The sequence below is a fragment of the Xanthobacter pollutisoli genome (genome assembly GCF_040044995.1).
GTDB lineage: Bacteria > Pseudomonadota > Alphaproteobacteria > Rhizobiales > Xanthobacteraceae > Xanthobacter.
This window is the reverse complement of sequence record NZ_JBDZDP010000004.1, coordinates 300,581-323,306: the sequence shown is the minus strand read 5'-3', so window position 1 is coordinate 323,306 and position 22,726 is coordinate 300,581. Positions and strand designations below refer to the sequence as shown.

Annotated in this window: 18 protein-coding genes and 1 pseudogene; 7 read left to right on the top strand and 12 right to left on the bottom strand. The window is 67.9% G+C overall.

What is annotated here, in order from left to right:
• The 8 genes and pseudogenes from nifH to ABLE93_RS12280 all read right to left on the bottom strand — a co-directional run.
• Positions 1-109, bottom strand: a pseudogene (nifH, locus tag ABLE93_RS12315) (nitrogenase reductase); the annotation flags it as partial.
• 446 nt (positions 110-555) lie between these two features.
• Complete coding sequence (locus ABLE93_RS12310) at positions 556-1,806, bottom strand: cysteine desulfurase (protein ID WP_348840093.1); 1,251 nt, start codon at positions 1,804-1,806, stop codon at positions 556-558.
• A 3-nt stretch (positions 1,807-1,809) separates the two neighbouring features.
• Positions 1,810-3,141 carry a Fe-S cluster assembly protein SufD gene (gene sufD, locus ABLE93_RS12305; protein WP_348840092.1) on the bottom strand — a complete coding sequence of 444 codons (1,332 nt, stop codon included), beginning with the start codon at positions 3,139-3,141 and terminating at the stop codon, positions 1,810-1,812.
• A gap of 4 nt (positions 3,142-3,145) precedes the next feature.
• Positions 3,146-3,907: a Fe-S cluster assembly ATPase SufC gene (gene sufC, locus ABLE93_RS12300; protein ID WP_348840091.1), complete on the bottom strand. Its 762-nt coding sequence runs from the start codon at positions 3,905-3,907 to the stop codon at positions 3,146-3,148.
• 53 nt (positions 3,908-3,960) lie between these two features.
• Positions 3,961-5,445: a Fe-S cluster assembly protein SufB gene (gene sufB, locus ABLE93_RS12295; RefSeq protein ID WP_348840090.1), complete on the bottom strand. Its 1,485-nt coding sequence runs from the start codon at positions 5,443-5,445 to the stop codon at positions 3,961-3,963.
• Positions 5,446-5,689: 244 nt separating this feature from the next.
• Positions 5,690-5,884: a 4Fe-4S binding protein gene (locus ABLE93_RS12290; protein ID WP_282891080.1), complete on the bottom strand. Its 195-nt coding sequence runs from the start codon at positions 5,882-5,884 to the stop codon at positions 5,690-5,692.
• A 162-nt stretch (positions 5,885-6,046) separates the two neighbouring features.
• On the bottom strand, positions 6,047-7,822 hold the full coding sequence (nifA, locus tag ABLE93_RS12285) for a nif-specific transcriptional activator NifA (RefSeq protein WP_348840089.1): 1,776 nt from the start codon (positions 7,820-7,822) through the stop codon (positions 6,047-6,049).
• Positions 7,823-8,201: 379 nt separating this feature from the next.
• Entirely contained in the window at positions 8,202-10,475 is a 2,274-nt protein-coding gene (locus tag ABLE93_RS12280) for a putative bifunctional diguanylate cyclase/phosphodiesterase (RefSeq protein ID WP_348840088.1), read from the bottom strand.
• Positions 10,476-10,733: 258 nt separating this feature from the next.
• Here ABLE93_RS12280 and coaBC point away from each other — a divergent pair, with 258 nt between their 5' ends.
• From coaBC to cysK, 4 genes are all read left to right on the top strand, one after another.
• Positions 10,734-11,951, top strand: coding sequence for a bifunctional phosphopantothenoylcysteine decarboxylase/phosphopantothenate--cysteine ligase CoaBC (gene coaBC / locus ABLE93_RS12275; RefSeq protein ID WP_348840087.1), 1,218 nt, complete (start codon positions 10,734-10,736; stop codon positions 11,949-11,951).
• Positions 11,948-12,424, top strand: coding sequence for a dUTP diphosphatase (dut, locus tag ABLE93_RS12270; RefSeq protein WP_348840086.1), 477 nt, complete (start codon positions 11,948-11,950; stop codon positions 12,422-12,424). Before coaBC ends, dut begins: the two co-directional genes overlap by 4 nt.
• Positions 12,425-12,463: 39 nt before the next feature.
• Complete coding sequence (locus ABLE93_RS12265; protein WP_348840085.1) at positions 12,464-12,904, top strand: RrF2 family transcriptional regulator; 441 nt, start codon at positions 12,464-12,466, stop codon at positions 12,902-12,904.
• Between the two features lie 65 nt (positions 12,905-12,969).
• Entirely contained in the window at positions 12,970-13,956 is a 987-nt protein-coding gene (gene cysK / locus ABLE93_RS12260; protein WP_348840084.1) for a cysteine synthase A, read from the top strand.
• Here the strand turns inward: cysK and ABLE93_RS12255 are convergent.
• A complete protein-coding gene (locus ABLE93_RS12255) occupies positions 13,923-14,267 on the bottom strand; it encodes a hypothetical protein (RefSeq protein ID WP_348840083.1) in 345 nt (114 codons plus the stop codon). The two genes, cysK and ABLE93_RS12255, sit on opposite strands and share 34 nt — an antisense overlap.
• Positions 14,268-14,604: 337 nt before the next feature.
• On the opposite strand from ABLE93_RS12255, the gene ABLE93_RS12250 reads away from it, so the two are divergent.
• Positions 14,605-14,880, top strand: a complete 276-nt coding sequence (locus ABLE93_RS12250; protein WP_348840082.1) for a helix-turn-helix domain-containing protein — start codon at positions 14,605-14,607, stop codon at positions 14,878-14,880.
• The gene (locus ABLE93_RS12245) at positions 14,877-15,515 is read left to right on the top strand and encodes a DUF6456 domain-containing protein (protein ID WP_348840081.1); all 639 of its coding nucleotides are present in this window, start codon (positions 14,877-14,879) and stop codon (positions 15,513-15,515) included. Before ABLE93_RS12250 ends, ABLE93_RS12245 begins: the two co-directional genes overlap by 4 nt.
• 3 nt (positions 15,516-15,518) lie before the next feature.
• Here the strand turns inward: ABLE93_RS12245 and ABLE93_RS12240 are convergent, their stop codons facing one another.
• Entirely contained in the window at positions 15,519-16,931 is a 1,413-nt protein-coding gene (locus ABLE93_RS12240) for a pyridoxal phosphate-dependent decarboxylase family protein (RefSeq protein ID WP_348840080.1), read from the bottom strand.
• 315 nt (positions 16,932-17,246) lie between these two features.
• Between ABLE93_RS12240 and ilvD the strand changes: the two genes are divergently transcribed.
• Positions 17,247-19,100, top strand: coding sequence for a dihydroxy-acid dehydratase (ilvD, locus tag ABLE93_RS12235; protein ID WP_348840079.1), 1,854 nt, complete (start codon positions 17,247-17,249; stop codon positions 19,098-19,100).
• Positions 19,101-20,741: 1,641 nt separating this feature from the next.
• Here ilvD and ABLE93_RS12230 read toward each other — a convergent pair.
• Both ABLE93_RS12230 and ABLE93_RS12225 read right to left on the bottom strand, forming a co-directional pair.
• On the bottom strand, positions 20,742-21,914 hold the full coding sequence (locus tag ABLE93_RS12230) for a CVNH domain-containing protein (protein WP_348840078.1): 1,173 nt from the start codon (positions 21,912-21,914) through the stop codon (positions 20,742-20,744).
• Between the two features lie 131 nt (positions 21,915-22,045).
• The gene (locus ABLE93_RS12225) at positions 22,046-22,720 is read right to left on the bottom strand and encodes a CVNH domain-containing protein (protein ID WP_348840077.1); all 675 of its coding nucleotides are present in this window, start codon (positions 22,718-22,720) and stop codon (positions 22,046-22,048) included.
• Positions 22,721-22,726: the final 6 nt, after the last annotated feature.

Below are 22,726 nucleotides of genomic sequence, written 5' to 3'. Positions count from 1 at the left end.
TGAGAATGCGCTGACCAAGCTCGGTCAGGGCCGCGAGGGTATTCTGGGACGTGGTGGACTTGCCGATGCCACCCTTGCCGTAAAACGCGATCTGTCGCAGCGAAGACATCTTGCTCTCCTTCGAACCCTGAGCCGAGATTCGATTTAGCTCCGGGATGCGCCTCGAACAGGCGGGCCCGGGACGTTGCACTCCGGCGCGGATGCGGACGGGACCCTTCCGAAGTCCACAAAGCCAGCAGCCTGGCGCCCACAAAGGGATTTGCAACGAGTGTGCCAGTGCGAATGAGAGCGAAAACACGTTGTTTTATAATTACTTATTCCGCGCCCTGTCCCATGTTCAAAACCCGACAATGGGCTTTGGCCGCCGACACCCCCAGTTTAGGGCTGTTTGAAACAGGACACTGCAGGGCGGTCGGGGCGGGCCGGGCGAAATCCGACAATGGTCGGGCCGAGGGGTCTGTCGCTTGGGACACAGCCGCCGCCCGTGAAACGACAAACGGGCCGGCAAAGCCGGCCCGTTCCCACATTCGCGCGCCGTGCTGTGGCTCCGTCCGATCAGCCGATCAGCTCCTGCGCCTTGCTCAGAGCCGCGACGAAGCGGTCGACTTCGTCGCGGGTGTTGTAGAGGCCGAAGGAGGCGCGGCAGGTGGCGGCAACGCCGAAGCGCTCCAGCAGAGGCATCGCGCAATGGGTGCCGGCGCGCACCGCGATGCCGTCATTGTCGATCAGCGTCGCGAAGTCATGGGCATGGGCGCCCTTGATCTCGAACGAGATGATGGCGCCCTTGTCCTTGGCCGTGCCAATGATGCGCACGGAGTTCAGTTCGCCGAGCCGATCCTGGGCATAGCGGCACAATTCGCTCTCGTGCGCCCGGATACGCGCCTTGCCGATGGAGTCGATATAGTCCAGCGCCGCACCGAGCCCCGCCGCCTGCACGATGGCCGGGGTGCCGGCTTCGAAGCGGTGGGGCGGATCGCCATAGGTCACCGAATCCTGGCGAACCTCGCGGATCATCTCGCCGCCGCCGTTGAAGGGCGGCATGGCTTCCAGATGCTCGTACTTGCCGTAGAGCGCGCCAATGCCCGTGGGGCCGTAGAGTTTGTGGCCGGTGATGATGTAGAAGTCGCAGTCGATGTCCTGAACATCCACGTCCAGATGCACCGCGCCCTGGGACCCGTCCACGAGCACCGGAATCCCCTGGGCGTGGGCGATCTTCACCACCTCCTTCACCGGCACGGTGGTGCCGAGCACGTTGGACATCTGGGTGATGGCCACCATCTTGGTGCGCTCGGTGAGGAGCTTCTCGAATTCGTCGAGGAGAAAATTGCCCTCGTCGTCCACCGGTGCCCACTTGATGACCGCGCCCTGGCTCTCCCGCAGGAAATGCCACGGCACGATGTTGGCGTGATGCTCCATGATGGAGAGGACGATCTCGTCGCCCGCCTTGATGCGGCTCTTGCCGAAAGTGGCGGCGACGAGGTTGATGGCCTCGGTGGCGCTGCGGGTGAAGACGATCTCCTCCGGCCGCGCGGCGTTGAGGAAGCGCTGCACCGCGTGCCGTCCGCCCTCATAGGCCTCGGTCGCGGCATTGGCGAGATAGTGCAGGCCGCGGTGCACGTTGGCATATTCGCAGGTGTAGACCTGCTGGATGCGGTCCAGCACCGCCTTCGGCTTCTGGGCCGACGCGCCGTTGTCGAGATAGACCAGCGGCTTGCCGTTGACCTTCAGGTCAAGGATGGGAAAGTCCTCGCGCACACGCAGGACGTCATAGGAGCCGTTGGAAACCGCAGGGTGCAGGGCGACCATGTCTCACTCCCGGCCCAGCAGCCAGGCGCGCGTCGCCTCGCTCAGGGCAGTGCGCACGCCTTCCGGACCGACCGCGTCGAGGACTTCGCCGACGAACGCCTGGATCAGAAGAGCCTCGGCCTCCTTGGCAGGAATGCCGCGGGCCATGAGGTAGAACTTGATCTGCTGGTCGAGCGTGCCGGTGGTGCAGCCGTGGCCGCACTGCACGTCATCGGCGAAGATCTCCAGCTCGGGCTTGTTGCAGGATTCCGCCGTCTCGCTCAGCAGCAGCGCGCGGCTGAGCATGCGGGCGTCGGTCTTCTGCGCCGCCTGGCGCACCGCAATCTTGCCCTGGAAGATGTCCTGGGCGGTGCCATCGAGCACCGCACGGAAAGATTCCCGGCTCTCGCAGGATGGCGCGGCATGGTCGAGGGACAGCATGGTGTCGGCGTGCTGCTTGCCCGCCAGCAGGCTCACCCCGCCCATGTGGGCGTTGATGCCCTCGCCGGCGAGATGGACGAGGAGCTGGTTGCGCACCACGGAGCCGCCGCTGGTGAAGAAGGTGTTGGCGAAGCGCGCGCCGGTTTCCACCCGCGCCAGCATGGTGGCGAGATGGACCGCTTCCGCGCCTTCGGTGGTGATCTTGATGCGTTCCACCGAGGCGCCGGCGCCGACCACCATCTCGAGTGCGGTATTGACCTGATAGGCGACGCCCGCCGGCCCCTCGTGGGTCTCGAGGAAGGTGGCACTCGCCCCCTCCTCCAGCACGACGAGGGAGCGAGTGAAGGTCGCCACCGCCGTCTCGCCGGTGGTCACAAACACCATCTCGATGGGACGCGCCACCACGGCACCCGCCGCCACGTGCACCACCACGCCATCGCCCATGAGAGCGGTGTTGAGCGCCAGCACGGCATCAGAGGAGGAGACGGTCCGGCCGAGATAGGTGGCGGGCAGGCCCGCCGGCGCGGCGAGCGCGTCGGCCATGGAGCTGATGGAGAGCCCGCTCTCCAGATCAGTGAGGTCGGACAGCTCGGGCACGAAGGTGCCGTTGACCAAGAAAAGGCGCCGGAAGCCGAGACCTCCCAGCAGCGCGCCGGCCGTTGCGGCCTGCGCCTTGGCGTCGGCATCGGGGAGCGGCGCGAGGGGCTTGGCGTCGCGCATCAGCGCGCGCAGGTCCGTATACTTCCACGTCTCCACCCGGCGATGGGGCAGGCCCGCATCGGCGAAGGTATCGAAGGCGGCGGCCCGCTGGGCGGCGATGTCGGGGCCGCCGGGCAGCGCGGGGCGCGCGGCGGAGAAAATCTCAGCGAGGGCGAGCTCGGCCCCGGTCTTCATGGGACGGACGGTGGCAGCCATGGGATCACGCCGCCTCGTTCTGATACTGCGCGTAGCCGGTGGCCTCGAGCTCCAGCGCCAGCTCCTTGCCGCCCGAATGGACGATACGGCCGGCGGAGAAGACGTGCACCACGTCCGGAACGATGTAGTCCAGCAGGCGCTGGTAGTGAGTGATCACCAGCATGGAGCGCTCCGGCGAGCGCAGGGCGTTCACGCCGTTGGACACCACCTTCAGCGCATCGATGTCTAGGCCCGAATCCGCCTCGTCGAGCACGCAGAGATACGGCTCCAGCAGCATCATCTGCAGCGTCTCGTTGCGCTTCTTCTCGCCGCCGGAGAAGCCCACGTTCACCGGGCGCTTCAGCATGTCGGCGTCGATGCCGAGGGTCTTGCCCAGCTCGCGCACCTTGCGCACCAGCTCGGGGGAGGTCAGCTCCACCTCGCCGCGCTTCTTGCGCTGGCTGTTCACCGCGGTGTGCAGGAAGGCCATGTTGGAGACGCCAGGGATTTCGAGCGGATACTGGAAGCACAGGAACATGCCCTGGGCCGCGCGCTCGTCGGGGGACAGCTCCAGGAGGTTCACGCCGCGAAACAGAACCTCGCCGCCGGTGATCTCGTAGCCCGGCTTGCCCGAGAGAACGTAGGACAAGGTGGACTTGCCCGCGCCGTTCGGGCCCATGATCGCGTGGACCTCACCGGGATTGATGGTGAGGTTCATGCCATTGATGATCTTGCGCCCCCCAGCGATCTCGGCATGGAGGTCCTTGATTTCGAGAAGGGGAGCCATGGTGAAGATCCTCTGGTTTTTGTTGCCCGCCGGCGAAAGAAGAAAAGGCAGCGTCAACCGACGCTGCCTTCGAGGCTGATGGAAATGAGCTTCTGGGCTTCCACCGCGAACTCCATGGGGAGCTGCTGGAGCACGTCGCGCACGAAACCGTTGACCACCAGAGCCACCGCGTCCTCCTGGGAGAGGCCGCGCTGCATGCAATAGAACAGCATGTCCTCGGAGATCTTGGAGGTGGTGGCCTCGTGCTCGAACTGAGCGGTGGGGTTCTTCGCCTCGATGTAGGGCACGGTGTGCGCCCCGCAATTGTCGCCGATGAGCAGCGAGTCGCAATTGGTGAAGTTGCGCGCGCCGGCCGCCTTGCGGTGGGCGGAGACGAGGCCGCGATAGGTGTTGTTGGACTTACCGGCCGAGATGCCCTTGGAGATGATCCGGCTCGTGGTGTTCTTGCCGAGGTGGATCATCTTCGTCCCCGAGTCCACCTGCTGGCGGCCATTGGAGATGGCGATGGAGTAGAACTCGCCGGACGAGCCTTCGCCACGCAGGACGCAGCTTGGATACTTCCAGGTGATGGCGGAGCCGGTCTCCACCTGCGTCCACGAGATCTTCGAGTTCTTGCCGCGGCAATCCCCGCGCTTCGTCACGAAATTGTAGATGCCGCCCTTGCCCTCGGCATCGCCGGGGTACCAGTTCTGGACGGTGGAATACTTGATCTCGGCATCGTCGAGGGCCACGAGTTCCACCACCGCGGCGTGCAGCTGGTTCTCGTCCCGCATGGGGGCGGTGCAGCCCTCCAGATAGGAAACGTAGGAGCCCTTGTCGGCGATGATGAGCGTGCGCTCGAACTGGCCGGTGTTCTTCTCGTTGATGCGGAAATAGGTCGACAACTCCATCGGGCAGCGCACGCCCGGCGGGATGTAGACGAACGAGCCGTCCGAGAACACGGCCTGGTTCAGCGTCGCGTAGTAATTGTCCGTCGCCGGCACCACGCTTCCGAGATACTGCTTCACCAGATCGGGGTGCTCGCGCAGGGCCTCGGAGATGGGCATGAAGATCACTCCGGCCGCCTTCAGCTCTTCTTTGAAGGTGGTGGCGACAGAGACGCTGTCGAACACCGCATCCACAGCGATCTTCGGACGCTCGCCCTCGGGGATCTCGACGCCGGCGAGAATTTCCTGCTCGCGCAGCGGAATGCCGAGCTTCTCATAGGTCTTGAGGATCTCTGGATCGACCTCGTCCAGGGACTTCGGCGCCTTGAACTTCTTCGGCTGCGAATAGTAATAGAGATCCTGATAATCGATCGGCGGATAGCTCACGCGCGCCCACTCGGGCTCCTGCATGGTGAGCCAGCGGCTGTAGGCATCAAGCCGCCACTGGAGCATCCACTCCGGCTCGTCCTTCTTGGCGGAGATGTAGCGGATCACCTCCTCGGAAAGGCCCTTCGGCGCCTTCTCGGATTCGATGTTCGTTTCGAACCCGTATTTGTACTGGTCGACGTCGATGGAGCGAACCTGTTCGACTGTATCCTGTACGGCAGCCATATGTCCCTCCGTTCAACTTTCGGCAGCAGCGCCGGGCGCTGCGCCCCGTCCGATCCAGGCCGGAGCCCGGCTGGCCCCCGCCCAATGACTTCCAACCACCTTGCAGGCTGGACAAAGCGCCCGGCGCCAAACCGGAGCGCGCGGGCGCCCGGATGTCGCGCCCGAAATCGGGGGTGGTGCGCCCTTCACCTGCAAGCCGCACGCCGCGAAAGACGGCGGCAGGCGTGGGGGCGCTGTCCCCGCCTCACGCCGGAACGCAGGTGTTTTCCACCGGGCACACGACGGCGCACTGGGGGGTGTCGAAGCTCCCCTCGCACTCGGTGCACTTCTTGGGATTGATGACGTAGGTGTCGTTCTTCAGGCTGATCGCGGCGTTCGGGCACTCGAACTCGCACGCGCCGCAGACGGTGCACTGAGAGGTAATGATCTTGTAGGCCATGGGCTAGCTCCGCACGGTGCAGATTGGCAGGCAAGGTTCTCTTTCAAGCTCCGTGCCACCCACTAACCCATTGAATTAAAATTATTATTTATTGAGCCTGAGGCTAAGCGCGCTGTCGTTCACCCGACATGGTGTCGCAAGTGCGACAGCGCGCGTGTCCGTTCAGAAGCGCTTGATCTCGATGTCGTGCTTCTTAAGGGCATACCCGATCTGGCGGGGGGTGAGGCCGAGCAGGCGCGCGGCCTTGGCCTGGACCCACCCGGCCCGCTCCATGGCGTCCACCAGCCGCTCGCGTTCGGACATCTCCTCGTCCAGTGCGGACGGCCGGACAGGCACCGACGGCGCCGGCACCGCGGGCAGAGGAGCGGCCGGCACCGGCAGGCGGGTCACCGTGTTGGAATTGGCAGGCTCTCCGCCGATGGCGGGAGGCAACGGCATCACCGGAAGGGGGATGTCGATGGGCCTGCGGGTCGCCGGCACCTCGCCGGGGCTGCGCCACAGCAGGGCGGAGAGGCATTCGTTGTGGCGGCAGGCGAAGTCGTCGCCGACGATGGCGCCACCCTGGGCGAGGGTGGCGGTGCGCTGGACGCAATTCTCCAGCTCGCGCACGTTGCCGGGGAAGCCGCAGCCCATCAGCACGTCCATGGCGTCGGAATTGAACGCCAGGTCGCGGCCGTTGTCCCGGTTGAAGCGGTCGAGGAACTCGTTGGCCAGCAGCGGGATGTCGCCCCGCCGGTCGCGCAGCGAGGGCACGATCACCGGGATGACGCTGATGCGATAGTAGAGGTCGGCGCGGAACTCGTTCTTGGCGACCGCCTCTTCCAGATTCTTGTTGGTGGCGGCGACGACGCGCACGTTCACCTTGAGGGTGTGGCTGCCGCCGACCCGCTCGAACTCCTGCTCCTGCAGCACGCGCAGCAGCTTCGCCTGGAAGGCGGGGGAGATCTCGCCGATCTCGTCGAGGAAGAGCGTGCCCTTGTCGGCCAGCTCGAAGCGGCCCTTGCGCGCGCCCACCGCGCCGGTGAAGGCGCCCTTCTCATGGCCGAAAAGCTCGGATTCCAGAACGGATTCCGGCAGGGCGGCGCAATTGAGCTTGATGAACGGCCCCTTGGCCCGCGGCGACAGCTCGTGGATCGCCTTGGCGATCAGCTCCTTGCCGGTGCCGGACTCGCCGCGCAGCAGCACCGGAGAGTGGGACTTGGCGACGATCATGATCTTGTCGAGCAGCGCCCGGATCTCGCGGCTCTCGCCGATAATCCCGTCCACGAAGACGCGCTTGCGCTCGCGCACGGCGGGCTTCAGCTCGGACAATTCCTTCTGCAGGCGGCCGCTCTCGGCCATCAGCCGCTCGCGGTCGCGGGACACGACTCGATGCAGCTGGACGGTCTGGCCGATGAGGTTCGCCACCATGGTCAGGAAGCGGACGTCGGAATCGAGCCGGAAGACGGAGCGCCCGTCCCACACACGGTCGATGGTGAGGGTGCCGATGACGCGCGAGGCGACGCGGATCGGAACGCCGATGAAGGAAACGCGCGTTTCCTCGCTCGCGCCCATGGCCAGCGCATCGGCCTCGCTGAAGGCCGGATGGGAAGCGACGTTCTCGGCGATCAGCGGGACCGCAGTGGCGATCACCTGGCCGATGGCCTTGTCGGGCAGGCGCGCGCGATAGCGCGCATCCGTGCCTTCGTTCCAGCCGGCACCGACGGTGATGTTGGGAATTCCGTCATCCTCAAGCAAAGAAATGACGCCGTGGCGCATCTGCATGAACGAGGACAGAAGATTCACCACGCTCGACAGCGTGGTCTCCAGACGATTCGGCGCGGTGAGGATCTTCGAGATCTCGTAGATCCCGGTCAGCGCGACATCGCTCAGGGAAACGAGGGGGACATGAGATCGAGGCTGATCGCGCTCGATTTGCAACGCTTCGTGCGAAACCATGGTGCTCTCTCCATCACCCGATGGCACTCCCGTCCCTGTCTATTTTTGTCTGATTAGCGACACTTTGATTTAGTTTCATTCTCAAGTCGTGCCTAAGCTGAGTGCAAATATTGGCGTCGGTTTAGGCAGCTGGCGCGAATTTGTTGTCTTTGCTGCGACAACTTGGCCCCTTTGGGGCGCCCTTCCGGCCTTCATTGTCCGAAAACGCACGGAATGGAGCTTGTGCCGGCAAAAAGATTTCGTTGTAGGAAATCTTTCCCTTCGCAAGTGCCGCAACTTTCCGCAGTGCGTGCGGAACAAAAAGCTGGTGCGGACCGTTGACCGGCTCCTGTTCAGCTCCGATCTTGCAAAATACCGCGGTTGTTTGTCGCTCTTCGGATCAGATGATCTGGAAAAGTGCCAGCCGCGCCGCAGCCGTGTCGGCCCGCTCAGCGCGCAGCAGGTCGGTCATGGCCTGGGCCGCCATGGGGCGGAAGAACAGGAAGCCTTGGGCCAACTCGCAGCCGTTCTCACGCAGGAAGCGCGCCTGGCCCGCCGTCTCCAGCCCTTCCGCCACCACGCGCATGCCGAGCTTGCGTCCAAGTTCGATCACCGCGCAGACGATGGCGGTGTCGAAAGCGTCACGTTCGATATCCTTCACGAAGCTCTGGTCGATCTTGATGGTGTCGATGGGCAACTGCTTCAGATGGATGAGACCGGCGTATCCGGTGCCGAAATCGTCGAGGGCGACGCGCACGCCCGCGCGGTGCAGTTCGTCGAGAACCGGCGCCACGTGGTCCGAGCTGCGCCCGAGGAACACGGTCTCGGTGATCTCCACATCGAAATTGGAGGGCTCGACACCGGCGGCGTGGAACTGGCGCAGCAGGGTGGGCGCCAGATCGCGGTGGGTGAACTGGGCGGGGGCCAGGTTGATGGCGACCCGCCCGCAATCGTAGCCGAGCTCGATCCAGCCGCGCACATCGCTCGCAACCCGCCGCACCATGCGCTCGCCGATCAGGACGGCAAGCTCGGGGTCGGTCAGCGCCGCCTCGAAGGCGGACGGCGTGAGGACGCTGTGGGGCGAACGCCGCCAGCGCACCAGCGCTTCCACGCCGGCGAGGCGGCCGGTGATGAGCGACACCTTGGGCTGATAGTAGGGGACGATCTCGTCCTCCACGAGCGCCGTGAACATGGCCCGATTGAGCGCCGCCTTCTCCAGCAGCAGCTGGCGCATGGCGGGGGCGTAGATGGCGGCGCGATTGCGGCCCTGCTGCTTGGCGGCGTGCAGGGCGAGGTCCGCGTCCTTCATCAGCTCGCCATAGCTGCAATCGTGGTCGGGACAGGCAGCGATGCCGACGCTCGCCCGCGTGGCGAAGTGTCGGCCCGCATGCAGGATGGGCCGCCGCAACTCGGTGAGGATCGCCTGGCTGAGGCGCCGGCCGAGGCCGATGGGGTCCGGCCCCTCGATGGCCGCCACGAACTCGTCACCGCCCAGCCGGGCAAGAATGGCGGGATGATCCAACAAAGCATCGAGCCGGTGGGCGGTCTCGACCAGAGCGGCGTCGCCGGCATCGTGACCCAGGGTGTCGTTGACGTCCTTCAGCCCGTCGAGGTCCACAAGCAGGACGCAGATGCCCTGGCCCGGATGGCGCCGCGCCAGGGCGACCTCCAAAGCGTCGTGGAAGGCGGCGCGATTGGGCAGGCCGGTGAGCGCGTCGTGGCTTGCCGCGTAGCGGGCCTGCTGCTCCGCCACCCTTCTGTCGGTGACGTCCACCAGCGCGGCCACGACGTTGGGAGACGCGACCGAAGGCGTAACGGCGGCGGCGAGCACCACCTGCCGCATGTCGCCGTTGGCAACCGTCACGCTGGTCTCGAAGTCGGTGGCCATGCCGTCCCGGCGCAGGCGGGCACGAAGAGCCTCGCTGTCCGCCTCGCCGAGGCAGGTGTCGCACAGGCTCACAGCGGCCGGCAGGCCAAGGGCGCCGCCATAGAAACGACGGGCCGCCTCGTTGGACTTGATGTGATGCCCGTCCTTTAGGCTGGCTACAACCAGAGGTATTGGAACAGCCTGGAAAGTATTCTCCAGGATGTCCTCGCTCGCACGCAGTTTTTCGTTCGCGTCGCGCTCGGCCCGGACCACTGACCAGAACCGCCGCTCCGCACGGTTGGTGCGGGCGGCCACCAGCGCCAGCATGATGTTGAGCATGGCGACCGCGAGGCCGAGCCCGACGGCGAGCTGCCAGCCGCCGGACAAATCCAGGTAGCCATAGAGCAGCAGCGCGCTGCTGCCCACGCCGCCCGCCAGCAGCCAGGCGAAGGGAATGGGGACGGCGAGATAGAAGACGGTCGGCAGCAGCATCACCACGAACAGCGCGAGATCGCTGTGCGAGCTCACGAGCACCGCAATGGCGATGGACACGCCCCAGAGCCAGATGACGTAGACGATGTCCATCCGGATGGGCGTGGTGGCGATCTGGACCGCCACGAGGCAGAAGAGCGACAGCGCCACCACCACGAATCGCGCGCTGACAGCGACGACGAAGTGCGCGGTCCCGGCGAATCGCCAATCGCTCAGCAGAAACAGCGCGTTGAGGATCACCGAGGCGGCGAACAGAAAGCGCGCGTGGCGCCGCGCCTCGTCGAGGCAGGCCACGCGGAATTCGCGCTCCACCACGGGGTCTGAAAATTCCCCGCCCATGGCCGTAAGCGGCTGAACATCAGCCCCCTCAGACCGGCCCGAGCCCCGCACCTGACCAGCAATGCCCCTCATACTTACAATTCTAGTGGCACGCCGCGCACCGCGCCAGCGTCGCGCGGCACAAGATCGTGGATCAACTCCTCAGGTTGCATGCCTTTTACTTGCCCCGGCGACGCGCGGGCGGGCTATATGGCGGCCCGGCGCCTTGGGATGGTGGCGCCAACGGAGCCGCTGATGCTGAACGACAAGCGCATCCTCCTGGTCATCGGCGGGGGTATCGCCGCCTATAAATGCATGGACCTCATCCGACGCCTCAAGGAGCGCGGCGCCGGCGTCCGCGTGGTGATGACGGAAGCCGCCGCGCAATTCGTCACACCCCTTCTGGTAGGGGCCATCAGCGGCGAGCGGGTGTTCACTGATCTGTTCGATCTCACCGCCGAGCATGACATCGGCCATATCCGCCTGTCGCGGGAAGCCGACCTCATCGTGGTCGCCCCGGCGACGGCGGACCTGCTGGCCCGGATGACCCAAGGTCATGCCAATGACCTTGCGACGACCTGCCTTCTGGCGACAGACAAGCCGGTCCTTGTCGCGCCGGCCATGAATCCGCGCATGTGGTCCCATCCCGCCACCCGCCGGAATGTCGCACAACTGAGGGCGGACGGCATCGCCGTCGTGGGTCCCAACGCCGGGGCCATGGCTGAACGGGACGAGTTCGGCGAGGGGCGGATGGCCGAACCCCTGGAAATCCTGGCCGCCATCGAGGCCCATTTCGCCACCGGCGAGGCCGGCCTGCTCAAGGGCCGGCGCATCCTCGTCACCTCCGGCCCCACCCACGAGCCCATTGATCCGGTGCGCTACATCGCCAACCGCTCCTCCGGCAAGCAGGGCCACGCCATCGCCGCCGCAGCCCGGGCGGCGGGCGCCGAGGTGGTGCTGGTGTCCGGCCCGGCCGAAGCTGCCGACCCCAGGGGCGTGCGGGTGATCCATGTGGAGAGCGCGCGCGAGATGATGGCCGCGGTGGAGGAGAACCTTCCGGTGGACGCCGCCGTCTTCGCAGCCGCGGTGGCCGACTGGCGGGTGGCGGGCGCGGCCGAACAGAAGATCAAGAAGGGCGAGGGGGGTACCCCAACCCTTACGCTGGTGGAGAATCCCGACATCCTCGCCGCCGTCGCCCGCCACCACACCCTGCGGCCCCGGCTCGTGGTGGGGTTTGCCGCAGAGACCGAGCAGGTGGTGGCCCACGCGCGCGAGAAGCGGGTGCGCAAGGGGTGCGACTGGATCGTCGCCAACGACGTGTCCCCCGCCACCGGCATCATGGGGGGCGACGCCAATACCGTGCATCTCGTCACAGCCGAAGCGGTGGAGGACTGGCCCTCGGCCTCCAAGGCGGAAGTCGCCCGCCACCTCGTCGCCCGCATCGCCGCCGAACTCTCGGGATCAAAGCCGTGACCCTGCCCCGCGTGAAGATCCAGCGTCTGCCCCATGCGGCTGACGTGCCGCTGCCGGCCTACGCCACCGCCGGCGCGGCCGGAATGGACCTCGCCTGCGCGCTCCCCGCCGACGCGCCGCTGACGCTGGCGCCCGGCGCCCGTGCCGCGATCCCCACCGGCTTCGTCATCGCCTTGCCGGAAGGCTACGAGGGGCAGGTGCGCCCGCGGTCCGGGCTCGCGCGAAACCACGGCGTCACCGTGCTCAATGCACCGGGGACCGTGGATTGCGACTATCGCGGCGAGGTTGCAGTGCTGCTCGTCAACCACGGCGCTGAAAGCGTCACCATCACCCGCGGCATGCGTATCGCACAGCTGGTGGTTGCACCGGTCATCCAAATAATGCTGGAAGAAACCGGAGATATGAGCGAAACTGCACGCGGTTCCGGTGGTTTTGGTTCGACAGGCCTCGGAGCAGCGTTATTAGAGAAATAGCGTTCTGGAATTAGCCGGTCACCGAAATAGTCCCGCCATATGCCGCGCCTGTCCGACAAGAGCCTCCTCGCCATCGCTGCCGTCGTGGACGTCGCCGTCCATGCGCGCGGCACCCCGGTCGCCGCGAAGGCCCTCGCCGCCAGGCACGGACTGCCGCCGCGGCGGCTCGAGCCGGTGCTCCAGGCCCTGGTCCATGCCGGCGTGCTGAAGGGCGTGCGCGGCCCGCGCGGTGGCTACGAACTGGCCCGCGAGCGCCGTCGCGTATCGGTGGCCGAGATCGTGCGCGTTGTGGAAGGCGCGGAGGAGGAGAAGGAGATCATCCTCCCCCCGCTGGTAATCGAGGTGGTCCAGCCTGCCGTGGCGGCGGCCGAGGACACGTTCGATACCGCCCTAGACCGGGTGACCCTGGAAGACCTGTGCCGGACCGCGGACGAGAAGGGCCACGGTTCCGAGCACGAGAGGATTGATTTCACCATCTGAGAATTCGCCATACGGGATCCCTGCGCTCCGGCGCAGGCCGGCGACAAGCAAGAAGGAGATCGCCCATGGCACAGCCCGCAGCCAAGATCGTCCCCGCCGCCGCGACGCGCCCCGGGCGCGGACGGGTCTATGATTCCATCACCGAGACCATCGGCAGCACGCCGCTCGTGCGCCTGAAACGCCTTGCCGAGCTGCGCGGCGCCAAGGCCGAGATCCTCGCCAAGCTCGAGTTCTTCAATCCCATCTCCAGCGTCAAGGACCGCATCGGCGTCGCCATGATCGACGCCATGGAGGCGGCGGGCGCCATCGACGCCGACACGGTTCTGGTGGAGCCGACCTCGGGCAACACCGGCATCGCCCTCGCCTTTGTCGCGGCCGCCCGGGGCTATCGCCTCATTCTCGTCATGCCCGAGAGCATGTCGGTGGAACGCCGCAAGATGCTCACCCTGCTGGGCGCCGAGCTGGTGCTGACCCCGGCCAACCTCGGCATGAAGGGCGCGGTGTCGCGCGCCGAGCAGCTCATCGCCGAGCTTCCCAAGGCGGCCATGCCGCAGCAGTTCAAGAACAAGGCGAACCCGGACGTCCACCGCCGCACCACGGCGGAAGAGATCTGGAACGACACCGACGGCAAGGTGGACGCGGTGGTGGCCGGCGTCGGCACCGGCGGCACCATCACCGGAATCGGGCAGGTGCTGAAGCCGCGCAAGCCATCGCTGAAGATGATCGCGGTGGAGCCGGAGGATTCCCCGGTGCTGTCCGGCGGCCCTCCCGGCCCGCACAAGATCCAGGGCATCGGCGCCGGCTTCGTGCCGGAGGTGCTCGACCGTTCGATCATCGACGAGGTGGTGACGGTGGGCAACCAGACCGCCTTCGACACCGCCCGCGCCCTCGCCCGCTACGAGGGCATTCCCGGCGGCATCTCCTCCGGCGCTGCCGTGGCCGCGGCGCTCGAGATCGCGGTGCGTGACGACATGGCCGGCAAGAGCATCGTCGTCATCATCCCCTCCTTCGCCGAGCGCTATCTCTCCACCGCACTGTTCGAAGGGCTCTGACCTTTCGCCCGCGTCCCGGTTTCGACCGCGGCGCGGGCCTTCCGTTCCACCCCCACCTGCGGCCGCTCCTGCGATGTCGCGCCTTTATGCGCGCCGTATCGCTTGAGCCGCAGCAGGGCCGCGTGGCGGGCCGGATCGTAGCCGGCCGCGCCCACCCGGGCCGCCTTGCGCGCCTGCCGCAGGGCCCGGGCCAGGCCGTGAGCCTCCGCGCAGAAAACCGCCAGCCCCGGCATCAGCCGCGCCATCTGTGTCTCGGCATCCTCTGCCGGAAAGGCGTGGCACGCCCGTTTCTCCATCCGTGATCGCTTCATTCCCGGCCTTCCCATGAGTGGCCGCGAATGGTTGCTTGCGCGCTCGGTGAGGAGGATAAATTCCTAGCCTCGACTCGCGCCCGAGCGCCGCATTCCCTCGCTCAAGCTATTGTGGAATTGGCGGTATTCAGGTCGTGACTACACACATAAGTTGCAAGAGCTATCCTCCCGTAGCTTGCAAAGGAAGAAGATCGCTGTAGGAATTTTTTCCCTACAACGAGTGAGTGTGATGCCTTTCAGCCCGCCACCCTCTTCTTTTGCCCTTCCACAGCGCCCGCATCCGGCCGGCGGCAGGGCGACCGCGAGACCTCGTGCGGAACGGCAATGCCGGCTTGCCATGGCCATTGCCGCCGCGGATTGCCGGGCGAGCGTGGATGCCCTGCTGAGCCGCAACCGCTGCACCGCGCCCGTGGCCCACGCGCGCCAGCTCGCCATGTATCTCGCCCATGTGGGGCTCGGCCTTTCCCAATCGGAGGTGGCGCAGGCCTTCGGGCGCGACCGGTCCACCGTCGCCTACGCCTGCCGGCGCATCGAGGACCTGCGGGACGATGCGGAATTCGATTGCGAAGTCAGCCGGATGGAGGCCTGGCTGCGCTGGGCGGCGGCAGCATGAGCATCGAAAGCCGCGGCTCGCGGCCGACCCAAGCTCCTACCCCCGCGCGCGCCCGCGTCGCCCCGCGCAAGCGGGCCGCCCACGCCTCCGGGGATGGCCTCCACCCCGCCACCCGCCTGCGGTCGGAGCCGCGGGGCGACGGCGCGCCGGGCTTTAACCCGGCGGAAAGCCCGCTCGCCTGGCTCGCCCGCCGCGTCGGCAAGGACGGACGCGCTCTGGTGGATGCGGCACAGCTGGCGGCGGGAGAGCGGCTGCGCGCCGACTTCACCCGCGCCAGCCTCACCCCCCGTGTCACCGCCCGCTGGGAGGCGGCGGCCGGCAGCGGGTCGCCGGACGCCTTCTCCGACATGGTGCTGGCGGCCAAGCTGCGGGTCGCCCGGGCCCTTGCCGCAGTGGGACCGGAACTGTCCGGGGTGCTGCTGGATGTGTGCTGCTTTCTCAAGGGGTTGGAAGTCGTGGAGCGGGAACGCGGCTGGCCGGCGCGCACCGCCAAGGTGGTGCTTGGCCTCGCCCTCGACCGCCTCGCCGCCCACTACGGCTTGTCCGCAGTCGCGACCGGCCGCAAGCGGGCGCCGCTGCGGTCCTGGCAGGCCCCATCCGCTCCGCACGAGGAGACGGAAACCGTTGCCGAATAAGGGTCAGGACAGGGCGCGGGCGGTGTCGCGGATGATCTGGAAGGCGGCGTTCACGTCGTCTTCCGTCGTCTCCATCGCCCCCGCCTGGAAGCGGATGGCCAGGTTGCCGTCGATGCGGGTGGGGGTGAGGTAGAGGGCGCCGCCGTCATTGATGGCGGTGAGCATCGCCAGCATGTGGGCATCCAGATCACGCCCGTCGCCGGGATCGTGACGGAAGGAGAAGAGAGAGAGAACGGGCGTGCTGGCGAGCGAGAAGCCCTCTTCCGCCGCGAGCCGCGCCGCCAGCGCCTGGGACCAGCGCACGTGGTTGCGGATCATCTCCCTGAGCCCGTTAAGTCCATGAGCACGCAGCACAAACCACAGCTTCAGCGCGCGGAAGCGGCGGCCGAGCTGGATGGTCCATTCGCTGTAATTGACGATGTCGTCATGGCCGTGGGTCTTCAGATATTCCGGCTGAATGGACAAAGTCCGCAGGTGATCGTCCACGCTCCTGAGATAATGGGCGGAGCAGTCGAACTGCACCCCCAGCCATTTGTGCGGATTGAGCACGATGCTGTCCGCCGCCTCCACGCCCGACCACAGGGAGCGGAACTCGGGACAGATCATGGCCGTCCCCGCCCAGGCGGCATCCACATGCACGAACAGGCCGTGCCGGTGCGCGATTTCGATGAGTTCAGGTGCCGTATCGATGGCGCCGGTGCCGGTTCCACCCAGGCAGACGACGAGGCCCGCCGGCCGGTGCCCGGCGGTGCTGTCCGACCGGATCGCCGCTTCGAGGGCCGCCGGGTCCATGCCGCGCAGGGGACCCTTCGTCGGTATCCGGATGAGGTTGTCCTGGCCGATGCCGGAGACCCACGCCGCCCGGTCGATGGAGGTATGCACTTCCGCCGAAGCATAGACCCGCAGCCGCTCCCGCCCCGACAGGCCGGTGACATTGCCGGTGAAGCCCAGCGCCCGTTCCCGCATGGTGAGGAAGGCGCACAAGGTGGCGGAGGAGGCGGAATCCTGGATCACCCCCGTGAAATGGTCCGGCAGGCCTACCGCCTGGCGCAGCCAGTCGAGCGCCACCCCTTCCAGCTCGGTGGCGGCCGGCGACGTCTGCCACAACAGGCATTGGGCGCCCATGGCGGAGGAGAGCATCTCCGCGATCACGCTGGCGGGGCTGGCGTTGGCGGGAAAGTAGGCGAAGAAGCGCGGGTGCTGCCAATGGGTCATGCCCGGCACGATGATGCGGCGGAAATCCTCGAACAGCGCCGCCATGGGCTCCGCTTCTTCCGGCGGCGACGGCGGCAGCTGGGCGGCGATCTCGCCGGGCTTGGTCCGGGCGCGCACCGGCTGGTCCCGGAGCGTTTCGCGATAGTCCGCAGCGAAGGTCGCCGCCTCCTGCGCCCAGTGGCGGAACGTGTCCCCGTCCATTCCCGATCCTCATGACCCAAGCCGAGGGCCGGACATAGCCGACTTCGCCGGCCCGGCAAACGCGGGGGGCGGCCGCATGGAGCGGCGCGCGGTCCCGTCCGAGACCTCGCGCCGGCCACCCGCGCCGGCTTGAGCGGAGCAATCCCCTCCCGCCTTCGTGTCCGCGCCGGCCTCTGCCGCATGCTAGGGTCTTCGGGGAAAGGGCTTTCCCCGGAGGCTCCGCCGCACTAAGACGGCGCGAAAGCTCCGCACGCCGGGCGGCCCCGCGCCCGCCGCAGACGAGCCAACAGACGCAAGAACGAGGCAAGCGAGGACATGCCCCAGTATCGCTCCCGCACGTCCACCCACGGCCGCAACATGGCCGGCGCCCGCGGCCTGTGGCGCGCCACCGGCATGAAGGACGGCGATTTCGGCAAGCCGATCATCGCGGTGGTGAACTCCTTCACCCAGTTCGTGCCCGGCCATGTCCACCTGAAGGACCTCGGCCAGCTGGTGGCCCGCGAGATCGAGAAGGCCGGCGGCGTCGCCAAGGAATTCAACACCATCGCGGTGGATGACGGCATCGCCATGGGCCACGACGGCATGCTCTATTCGCTGCCCTCGCGCGAGATCATCGCCGACAGCGTGGAATACATGGTCAACGCGCACTGCGCCGACGCCATGGTGTGCATTTCCAATTGCGACAAGATCACCCCCGGCATGCTGATGGCCGCCATGCGGCTGAACATCCCGGCGGTCTTCGTCTCGGGCGGCCCCATGGAGGCCGGCAAGGTGCTGCTCTCCACCGGCGAGAAGAAGGTGGACCTCATCGACGCCATGATCGCGGCGGCGGACGACAAGGTGTCGGACGCCGACGTGCAGGTGATGGAGCGCTCCGCCTGCCCCACCTGCGGCTCGTGCTCCGGCATGTTCACGGCCAATTCCATGAACTGCCTGACCGAGGCGCTCGGCCTCGCCCTGCCCGGCAATGGCTCGGTGCTCGCCACCCATGCGGACCGCGAGCGCCTGTTCGTGGAGGCCGGCCACCTCATCGTGGACCTCGCGCGCCGCTATTACGAGCAGGACGACGCCAGCGTGCTGCCGCGCGCCATCGCCACGTTCGAGGCGTTCGAGAACGCCATGACGCTGGACATCTCCATGGGCGGCTCCACCAACACGGTGCTGCACCTGCTCGCCGCCGCCAACGAGGGCGAGGTGCCCTTCACCATGGCCGACATCGACCGCCTGTCGCGCCGGGTGCCGGTCCTGTGCAAGGTGGCGCCGGCGGTGGCCAACATCCACATGGAGGACGTGCACCGCGCCGGCGGCATCATGGCCATCCTGGGCGAGCTCGACCGGGGCGGCCTGATCCATACCAATTTGCCGACCGTTCATTCCGCCACCATGGCCGACGCCCTGGACCGCTGGGACGTGATCCGCACCAAGAGCGAGAGCGTCGCCACCTTCTTCCGCGCCGCCCCCGGCGGGGTGCCGACCCAGGTGGCGTTCAGCCAGTCCCGCCGCTGGGACGACCTCGACCTCGACCGCGAGGCCGGCGTCATCCGCAACGTCGCGCACGCCTATTCCAAGGACGGCGGCCTTGCCGTGCTCTACGGCAACATCGCGCAAGACGGCTGCATCGTGAAGACGGCGGGCGTGGACGAGAGCATCCTCGTCTTCAAGGGCCCGGCCCGCATCTTCGAGAGCCAGGACGCGGCGGTGGAGGCCATCCTCTCCACCCAGCGCATCCTCGCCGGCGACATCGTGCTGATCCGCTACGAGGGTCCGCGCGGCGGCCCCGGCATGCAGGAGATGCTCTATCCGACGTCCTATCTGAAGTCGAAGGGCCTCGGGAAGCTCTGCGCCCTGGTCACCGACGGGCGCTTCTCCGGCGGCTCCTCGGGCCTGTCCATCGGCCATTGCTCGCCGGAAGCCGCGGAGGGCGGGAACATCGGCCTGGTGGAAGAGGGCGACACCATCGAGATCGACATCCCCAACCGGGTGATCCGGGTGGCGCTGTCCGACGAGGTGCTGGCCGAGCGCCGCGCCGCCATGGAGGCCAAGGGCGATGCCGCCTGGAAGCCCGAGAGCCGCAAGCGCATCGTCTCACAGGCGCTGCAGGCCTATGCGGCCCTCACCACCTCCGCCTCGCGCGGCGCCGTGCGCGACGTGAGCCGCCTCCGGCGCTGATCGCGCGCGGCTCCGACGCCGCGCGGGCGGGTCTGCTGTCGCCGGTCAGCCCCCGTTTTCGTCCCACCGTCGCCCGGTCGGCCCCTTTCCCTCCCGCCGTCGCCCGGTCGGCCCTCCCTCCGTCGCCCTCCGGCTTGACCGGAGGGCCCATCGCCCGCCGGGGCCGGCTCTCGGTGGCGGCATGGATGCTCCGGTCGAGCCGGAGCATGACGGCTTTGGGGAAGCGGGGCTTCACTCCCAGCAGCGATTCCGTTCTGCCGCCTTCGTCGGCCCCCTCCCGCCGTCGCCCTCCGGCTCGACCGGAGGGCCCATCGCCCCGCCGGGCGCCGGCTCTCGGCGGCGACATGGATGCTCCGGTCAAGCCGGAGCATGACGGTTGTGGGGGACGCGCGGGGCTTCACTCCCCAGCAGCGCTTCCCGGTCTGCCGTCTTCGTCGGCCCCTCCTCTCCCCCGTCGCCCTCCGGCTTGACCGGAGGGCCCATCGCCCCGCCGGGCGCCGGCACTCGGTGGCGGCATGGATGCTCCGGTCAAGCCGGACCATGACGGGTCCGGGGGAAGCGCGGGGCTTCACTCCCCTGCAGCCCTCCCCGTTTTGCCGTCTTCGTCGGCCCCCTCTCCCGCCGTCGCCCTCCGGCTTGACCGGAGGGCCCATCGCCCCGCCGGGCGCCGGCTCTTGGTGGCGGCATGGATGCTCCGGTCAAGCCGGAGCATGACGGCTCTGGGGGGAAGCGCGCGTCTTTGCTTCACCGGAGCGGCCTCTGCACCCGTCCCCGGTCAGCCCCCTCTCCCGCCGTCGCCCTCCGGCTTGACCGGAGGGCCCATCGCCCCGCCGGGCGCCGGCTCTTGGTGGCGGCATGGATGCTCCGGTCAAGCCGGAGCATGACGGCTCTGGGGGGAAGCGCGGGGCTTCACTCCCCAGCAGCGCTTCCTGGTCTGCCGTCTTCGTCGGCCCCTCCTCTCCCCCGTCGCCCTCCGGCTTGACCGGAGGGCCCATCGCCCCGCCGGGCGCCGGCACTCGGTGGCGGCATGGATGCTCCGGTCAAGCCGGAGCATGACGGTTGTGGGGGACGCGCGGGGCTTCACTCCCCCAGCAGTGCTTCCCGATATGCCGTCCCGGTCGGCCCCCTCTCCCGCCGTCGCCCTCCGGCTTGACCGGAGAGCCCATCGCCTCGCCGGGCGCCGGCTCTTGGTGACGGCATGGATGCTCCGGTCAAGCCGGAGCATGACGGTGTTGGGGGACGCGCGGGGATTCACTCCCCAGCAGTGCTTCCCGATATGCCGTCCCGGTCGGCCCCCTCTCCCGCCGTCGCCCTCCGGCTTGACCGGAGGGCCAATCGCCCCGCCGGGCGCCGGCTCTCGGTGGCGTCATGGATGCTCGGGTCACGCCGGAGCATGACGGCTTTGGGCGATGCGCGGGGCTTTACTCCCCAGCAGTGCTTCCCGTTATGCCGTCCCGGTCGGCCCCCTCTCCCGCCGTCGCCCTCCGGCTCGACCGGAGGGCCCATCGTCCGGCCGGGCGCCGGCTCTTGGTGGCGGCATGGATGCTCCGGTCAAGCCGGAGCATGACGGGTCGGGCTATGCACCCCTCTCCGCCCGGCGTCGTTCCCTCCACCGGAAGGTCACCTTGCTTGGGGGGCGCCTCACCAGCGCGGGCAGCTGAGGCGGCCGTCGGTGTTCACGATGTCCTTGGCGCCGCCGCAGAAGCTGAGGCCCATGGTGGTGCGCTCATATCTTCCGCTGCGGTTCTGGCACTCCGCATTGAGGAAGCCGGCGCCGACGTTCACGTTGCGGCAGGTGGCAAGATAGGAGCCGGGCGGGATCGTATTCGAGCTCCAGCTGGGCGAGGTGGAGCCGAGGGAGCAGCGCAGGCGGCCGTCATCGTTGGAGATGTCCTGGCCCGAGCCGCACCCGGACAGCAGCAGCGAGGCGGAGTTCCAGCGGCCCCAGCGGTCCTTGCAGCTGGCGGTCAGGGTGTTGCCGGAGCGCGTCGCGTCGCGGCAGCTGGCAAGGTAGGAGCCGTGCGGCAACGCCCCGCCGCCCCAGTTGCTCCCGGAACCACCGCCCCAGCTGCCGCTGTCGAAGCCGCTCTTGCAGACCAGTTCGCCATATTGGTTGGCGATGTCGAAGCTCTTCGGGCAGCCGGCGATGGCCAGCACCGTGTGCTTCACCGAGCCCATGCGGTCGTCGCAATCGGCCACGAGCAGGCCGTTCTTGAGGCTGACGTTGCGGCAACTGTTGAGATAGGAGCCCACGGGCGGCTGGGGCGGCGGCGGCGGGGCGGGGCGGGCCACGGGCGGATCGTAGGCGGCCGAACCATAGCCCGGCGCGCCGCCATAGACCGGCGAGCGACCGCACCTGAGCTGGCCGTCCACATTGGCGATGTCGTAGCCGTCGGACGGACAGGTGGAGAGGGTGAGGCTGGTGGGCTCCAGGTCGCCGTCCCGCGCCCGGCACATGGCACTGAGCACGCCGTTGCGATAGGTGATGCGCTGGCAGGTCTTGCGGTAGGAGCCGGCGGGCTCCACCTCGGCGCGGGCCGGCTGAGGCGCCTGGTGCGGGGCGCACACCAGCTCGCCGTCGCGGTTGGCGATGTCGTCGGGGCAGCCGGCGAAATTGTTGAGGCGGGTCACAGCCCACTCGCCGCTGCGGTTCTGGCAGAAGGCGGCGAGATCGCGCCCCCAGCGCACCTGCACCTGGCGGCAGCTGTTGAGATAGCTGCCGTCCGGCACGTCCGTCTCCGCCCTGGCCGCCGAAGACCCCAGCGCGGCGAGCATCACCAACAGCCACAGCCGGCTTCGAAACCCATACCCCATGATGCGCCCCCAGATTGGCACCTTGCTACCGCCCACTTTAGCGGCAAGTCGCTCGGCCGCCACCGGTGCGGTGCAAAAATCTGAGCGCGCCGGACGCCTTCGCGCCCGGCGCGCTCTGTAACTTCCCCAGGTCAGAAGCAGACCAGATTGCCGTTCTGGTTGGAGATGTCCCGGGCGTTGCGGCACAGGTTGAGATTGATCGCGGCGGCATTCCAGGAGCCGTTCACCCGCTGGCACTGGGCCCGCAGCATGCCGGCGCCCCCCACCGTCGGGTTCTGGCAGGTCCGCAGATAGGAGCCGGGCGGCGGCTGGAGCGCCTGGCGGCGCGGGCAGAACAGCGTGCCGTCCTGGTTGGAGATGTCGGTCCCCGGCTGGCAGTTCAGCGTGTTGAGCATGGCGGGCTGCCAGTTGCCGGCGCGCGTGCGGCAGAAGGCGGTGAGCGCGCCGTTGCGGAACTCGATGCGGTTGCAGGTCTGGCGATACGACCCGGGCGGGCCGAAGCCGCCGGGCTGCGGCACGGGCGGGGGCGGCGGCGCCGGCATGCGCTCGCACCACAGCTGGCCGTCCTGGTTGGAGATGTCGCCCCGGCAGGTGCGGAAGGCGTTGAGGCGCGCGGCCACCCACTGGCCGTTGCGGGTGGCGCAGAAGGCGGTGAGGTCGCCGCCGCCGCGCACCTGGGCGTCGCGGCAGCTGCGCAGGTAGCTGCCCGGCGGCAGCGACTGCGCCCGCGCCTCGCCCATTGCGGCGAACAGGCCGAGCGCCAGCAGCAGGCCGGCGAGGCCCGCGACGAAGACAGTGCGATTCATGGATCC

Excerpts from the sequence above, each read along its gene's own strand:
- ABLE93_RS12240 (WP_348840080.1), bottom strand. The coding sequence starts at position 16,931 with ATGGACGGGGACACGTTCCGCCACTGGGCGCAGGAGGCGGCGACCTTC.
- ABLE93_RS12265 (WP_348840085.1), top strand. The coding sequence starts at position 12,464 with ATGCCGCGCCTGTCCGACAAGAGCCTCCTCGCCATCGCTGCCGTCGTG.
- ABLE93_RS12230 (WP_348840078.1), bottom strand. The coding sequence starts at position 21,914 with ATGGGGTATGGGTTTCGAAGCCGGCTGTGGCTGTTGGTGATGCTCGCC.
- ABLE93_RS12255 (WP_348840083.1), bottom strand. The coding sequence starts at position 14,267 with ATGAAGCGATCACGGATGGAGAAACGGGCGTGCCACGCCTTTCCGGCA.
- cysK (WP_348840084.1), top strand. The coding sequence starts at position 12,970 with ATGGCACAGCCCGCAGCCAAGATCGTCCCCGCCGCCGCGACGCGCCCC.
- sufB (WP_348840090.1), bottom strand. The coding sequence starts at position 5,445 with ATGGCTGCCGTACAGGATACAGTCGAACAGGTTCGCTCCATCGACGTC.
- ABLE93_RS12250 (WP_348840082.1), top strand. The coding sequence starts at position 14,605 with ATGGCCATTGCCGCCGCGGATTGCCGGGCGAGCGTGGATGCCCTGCTG.
- ABLE93_RS12245 (WP_348840081.1), top strand. The coding sequence starts at position 14,877 with ATGAGCATCGAAAGCCGCGGCTCGCGGCCGACCCAAGCTCCTACCCCC.
- ABLE93_RS12290 (WP_282891080.1), bottom strand. The coding sequence starts at position 5,884 with ATGGCCTACAAGATCATTACCTCTCAGTGCACCGTCTGCGGCGCGTGC.
- sufD (WP_348840092.1), bottom strand. The coding sequence starts at position 3,141 with ATGGCTGCCACCGTCCGTCCCATGAAGACCGGGGCCGAGCTCGCCCTC.
- sufC (WP_348840091.1), bottom strand. The coding sequence starts at position 3,907 with ATGGCTCCCCTTCTCGAAATCAAGGACCTCCATGCCGAGATCGCTGGG.
- nifA (WP_348840089.1), bottom strand. The coding sequence starts at position 7,822 with ATGGTTTCGCACGAAGCGTTGCAAATCGAGCGCGATCAGCCTCGATCT.
- ABLE93_RS12310 (WP_348840093.1), bottom strand. The coding sequence starts at position 1,806 with ATGGTCGCCCTGCACCCTGCGGTTTCCAACGGCTCCTATGACGTCCTG.
- ABLE93_RS12225 (WP_348840077.1), bottom strand. The coding sequence starts at position 22,720 with ATGAATCGCACTGTCTTCGTCGCGGGCCTCGCCGGCCTGCTGCTGGCG.
- ilvD (WP_348840079.1), top strand. The coding sequence starts at position 17,247 with ATGCCCCAGTATCGCTCCCGCACGTCCACCCACGGCCGCAACATGGCC.
- coaBC (WP_348840087.1), top strand. The coding sequence starts at position 10,734 with ATGCTGAACGACAAGCGCATCCTCCTGGTCATCGGCGGGGGTATCGCC.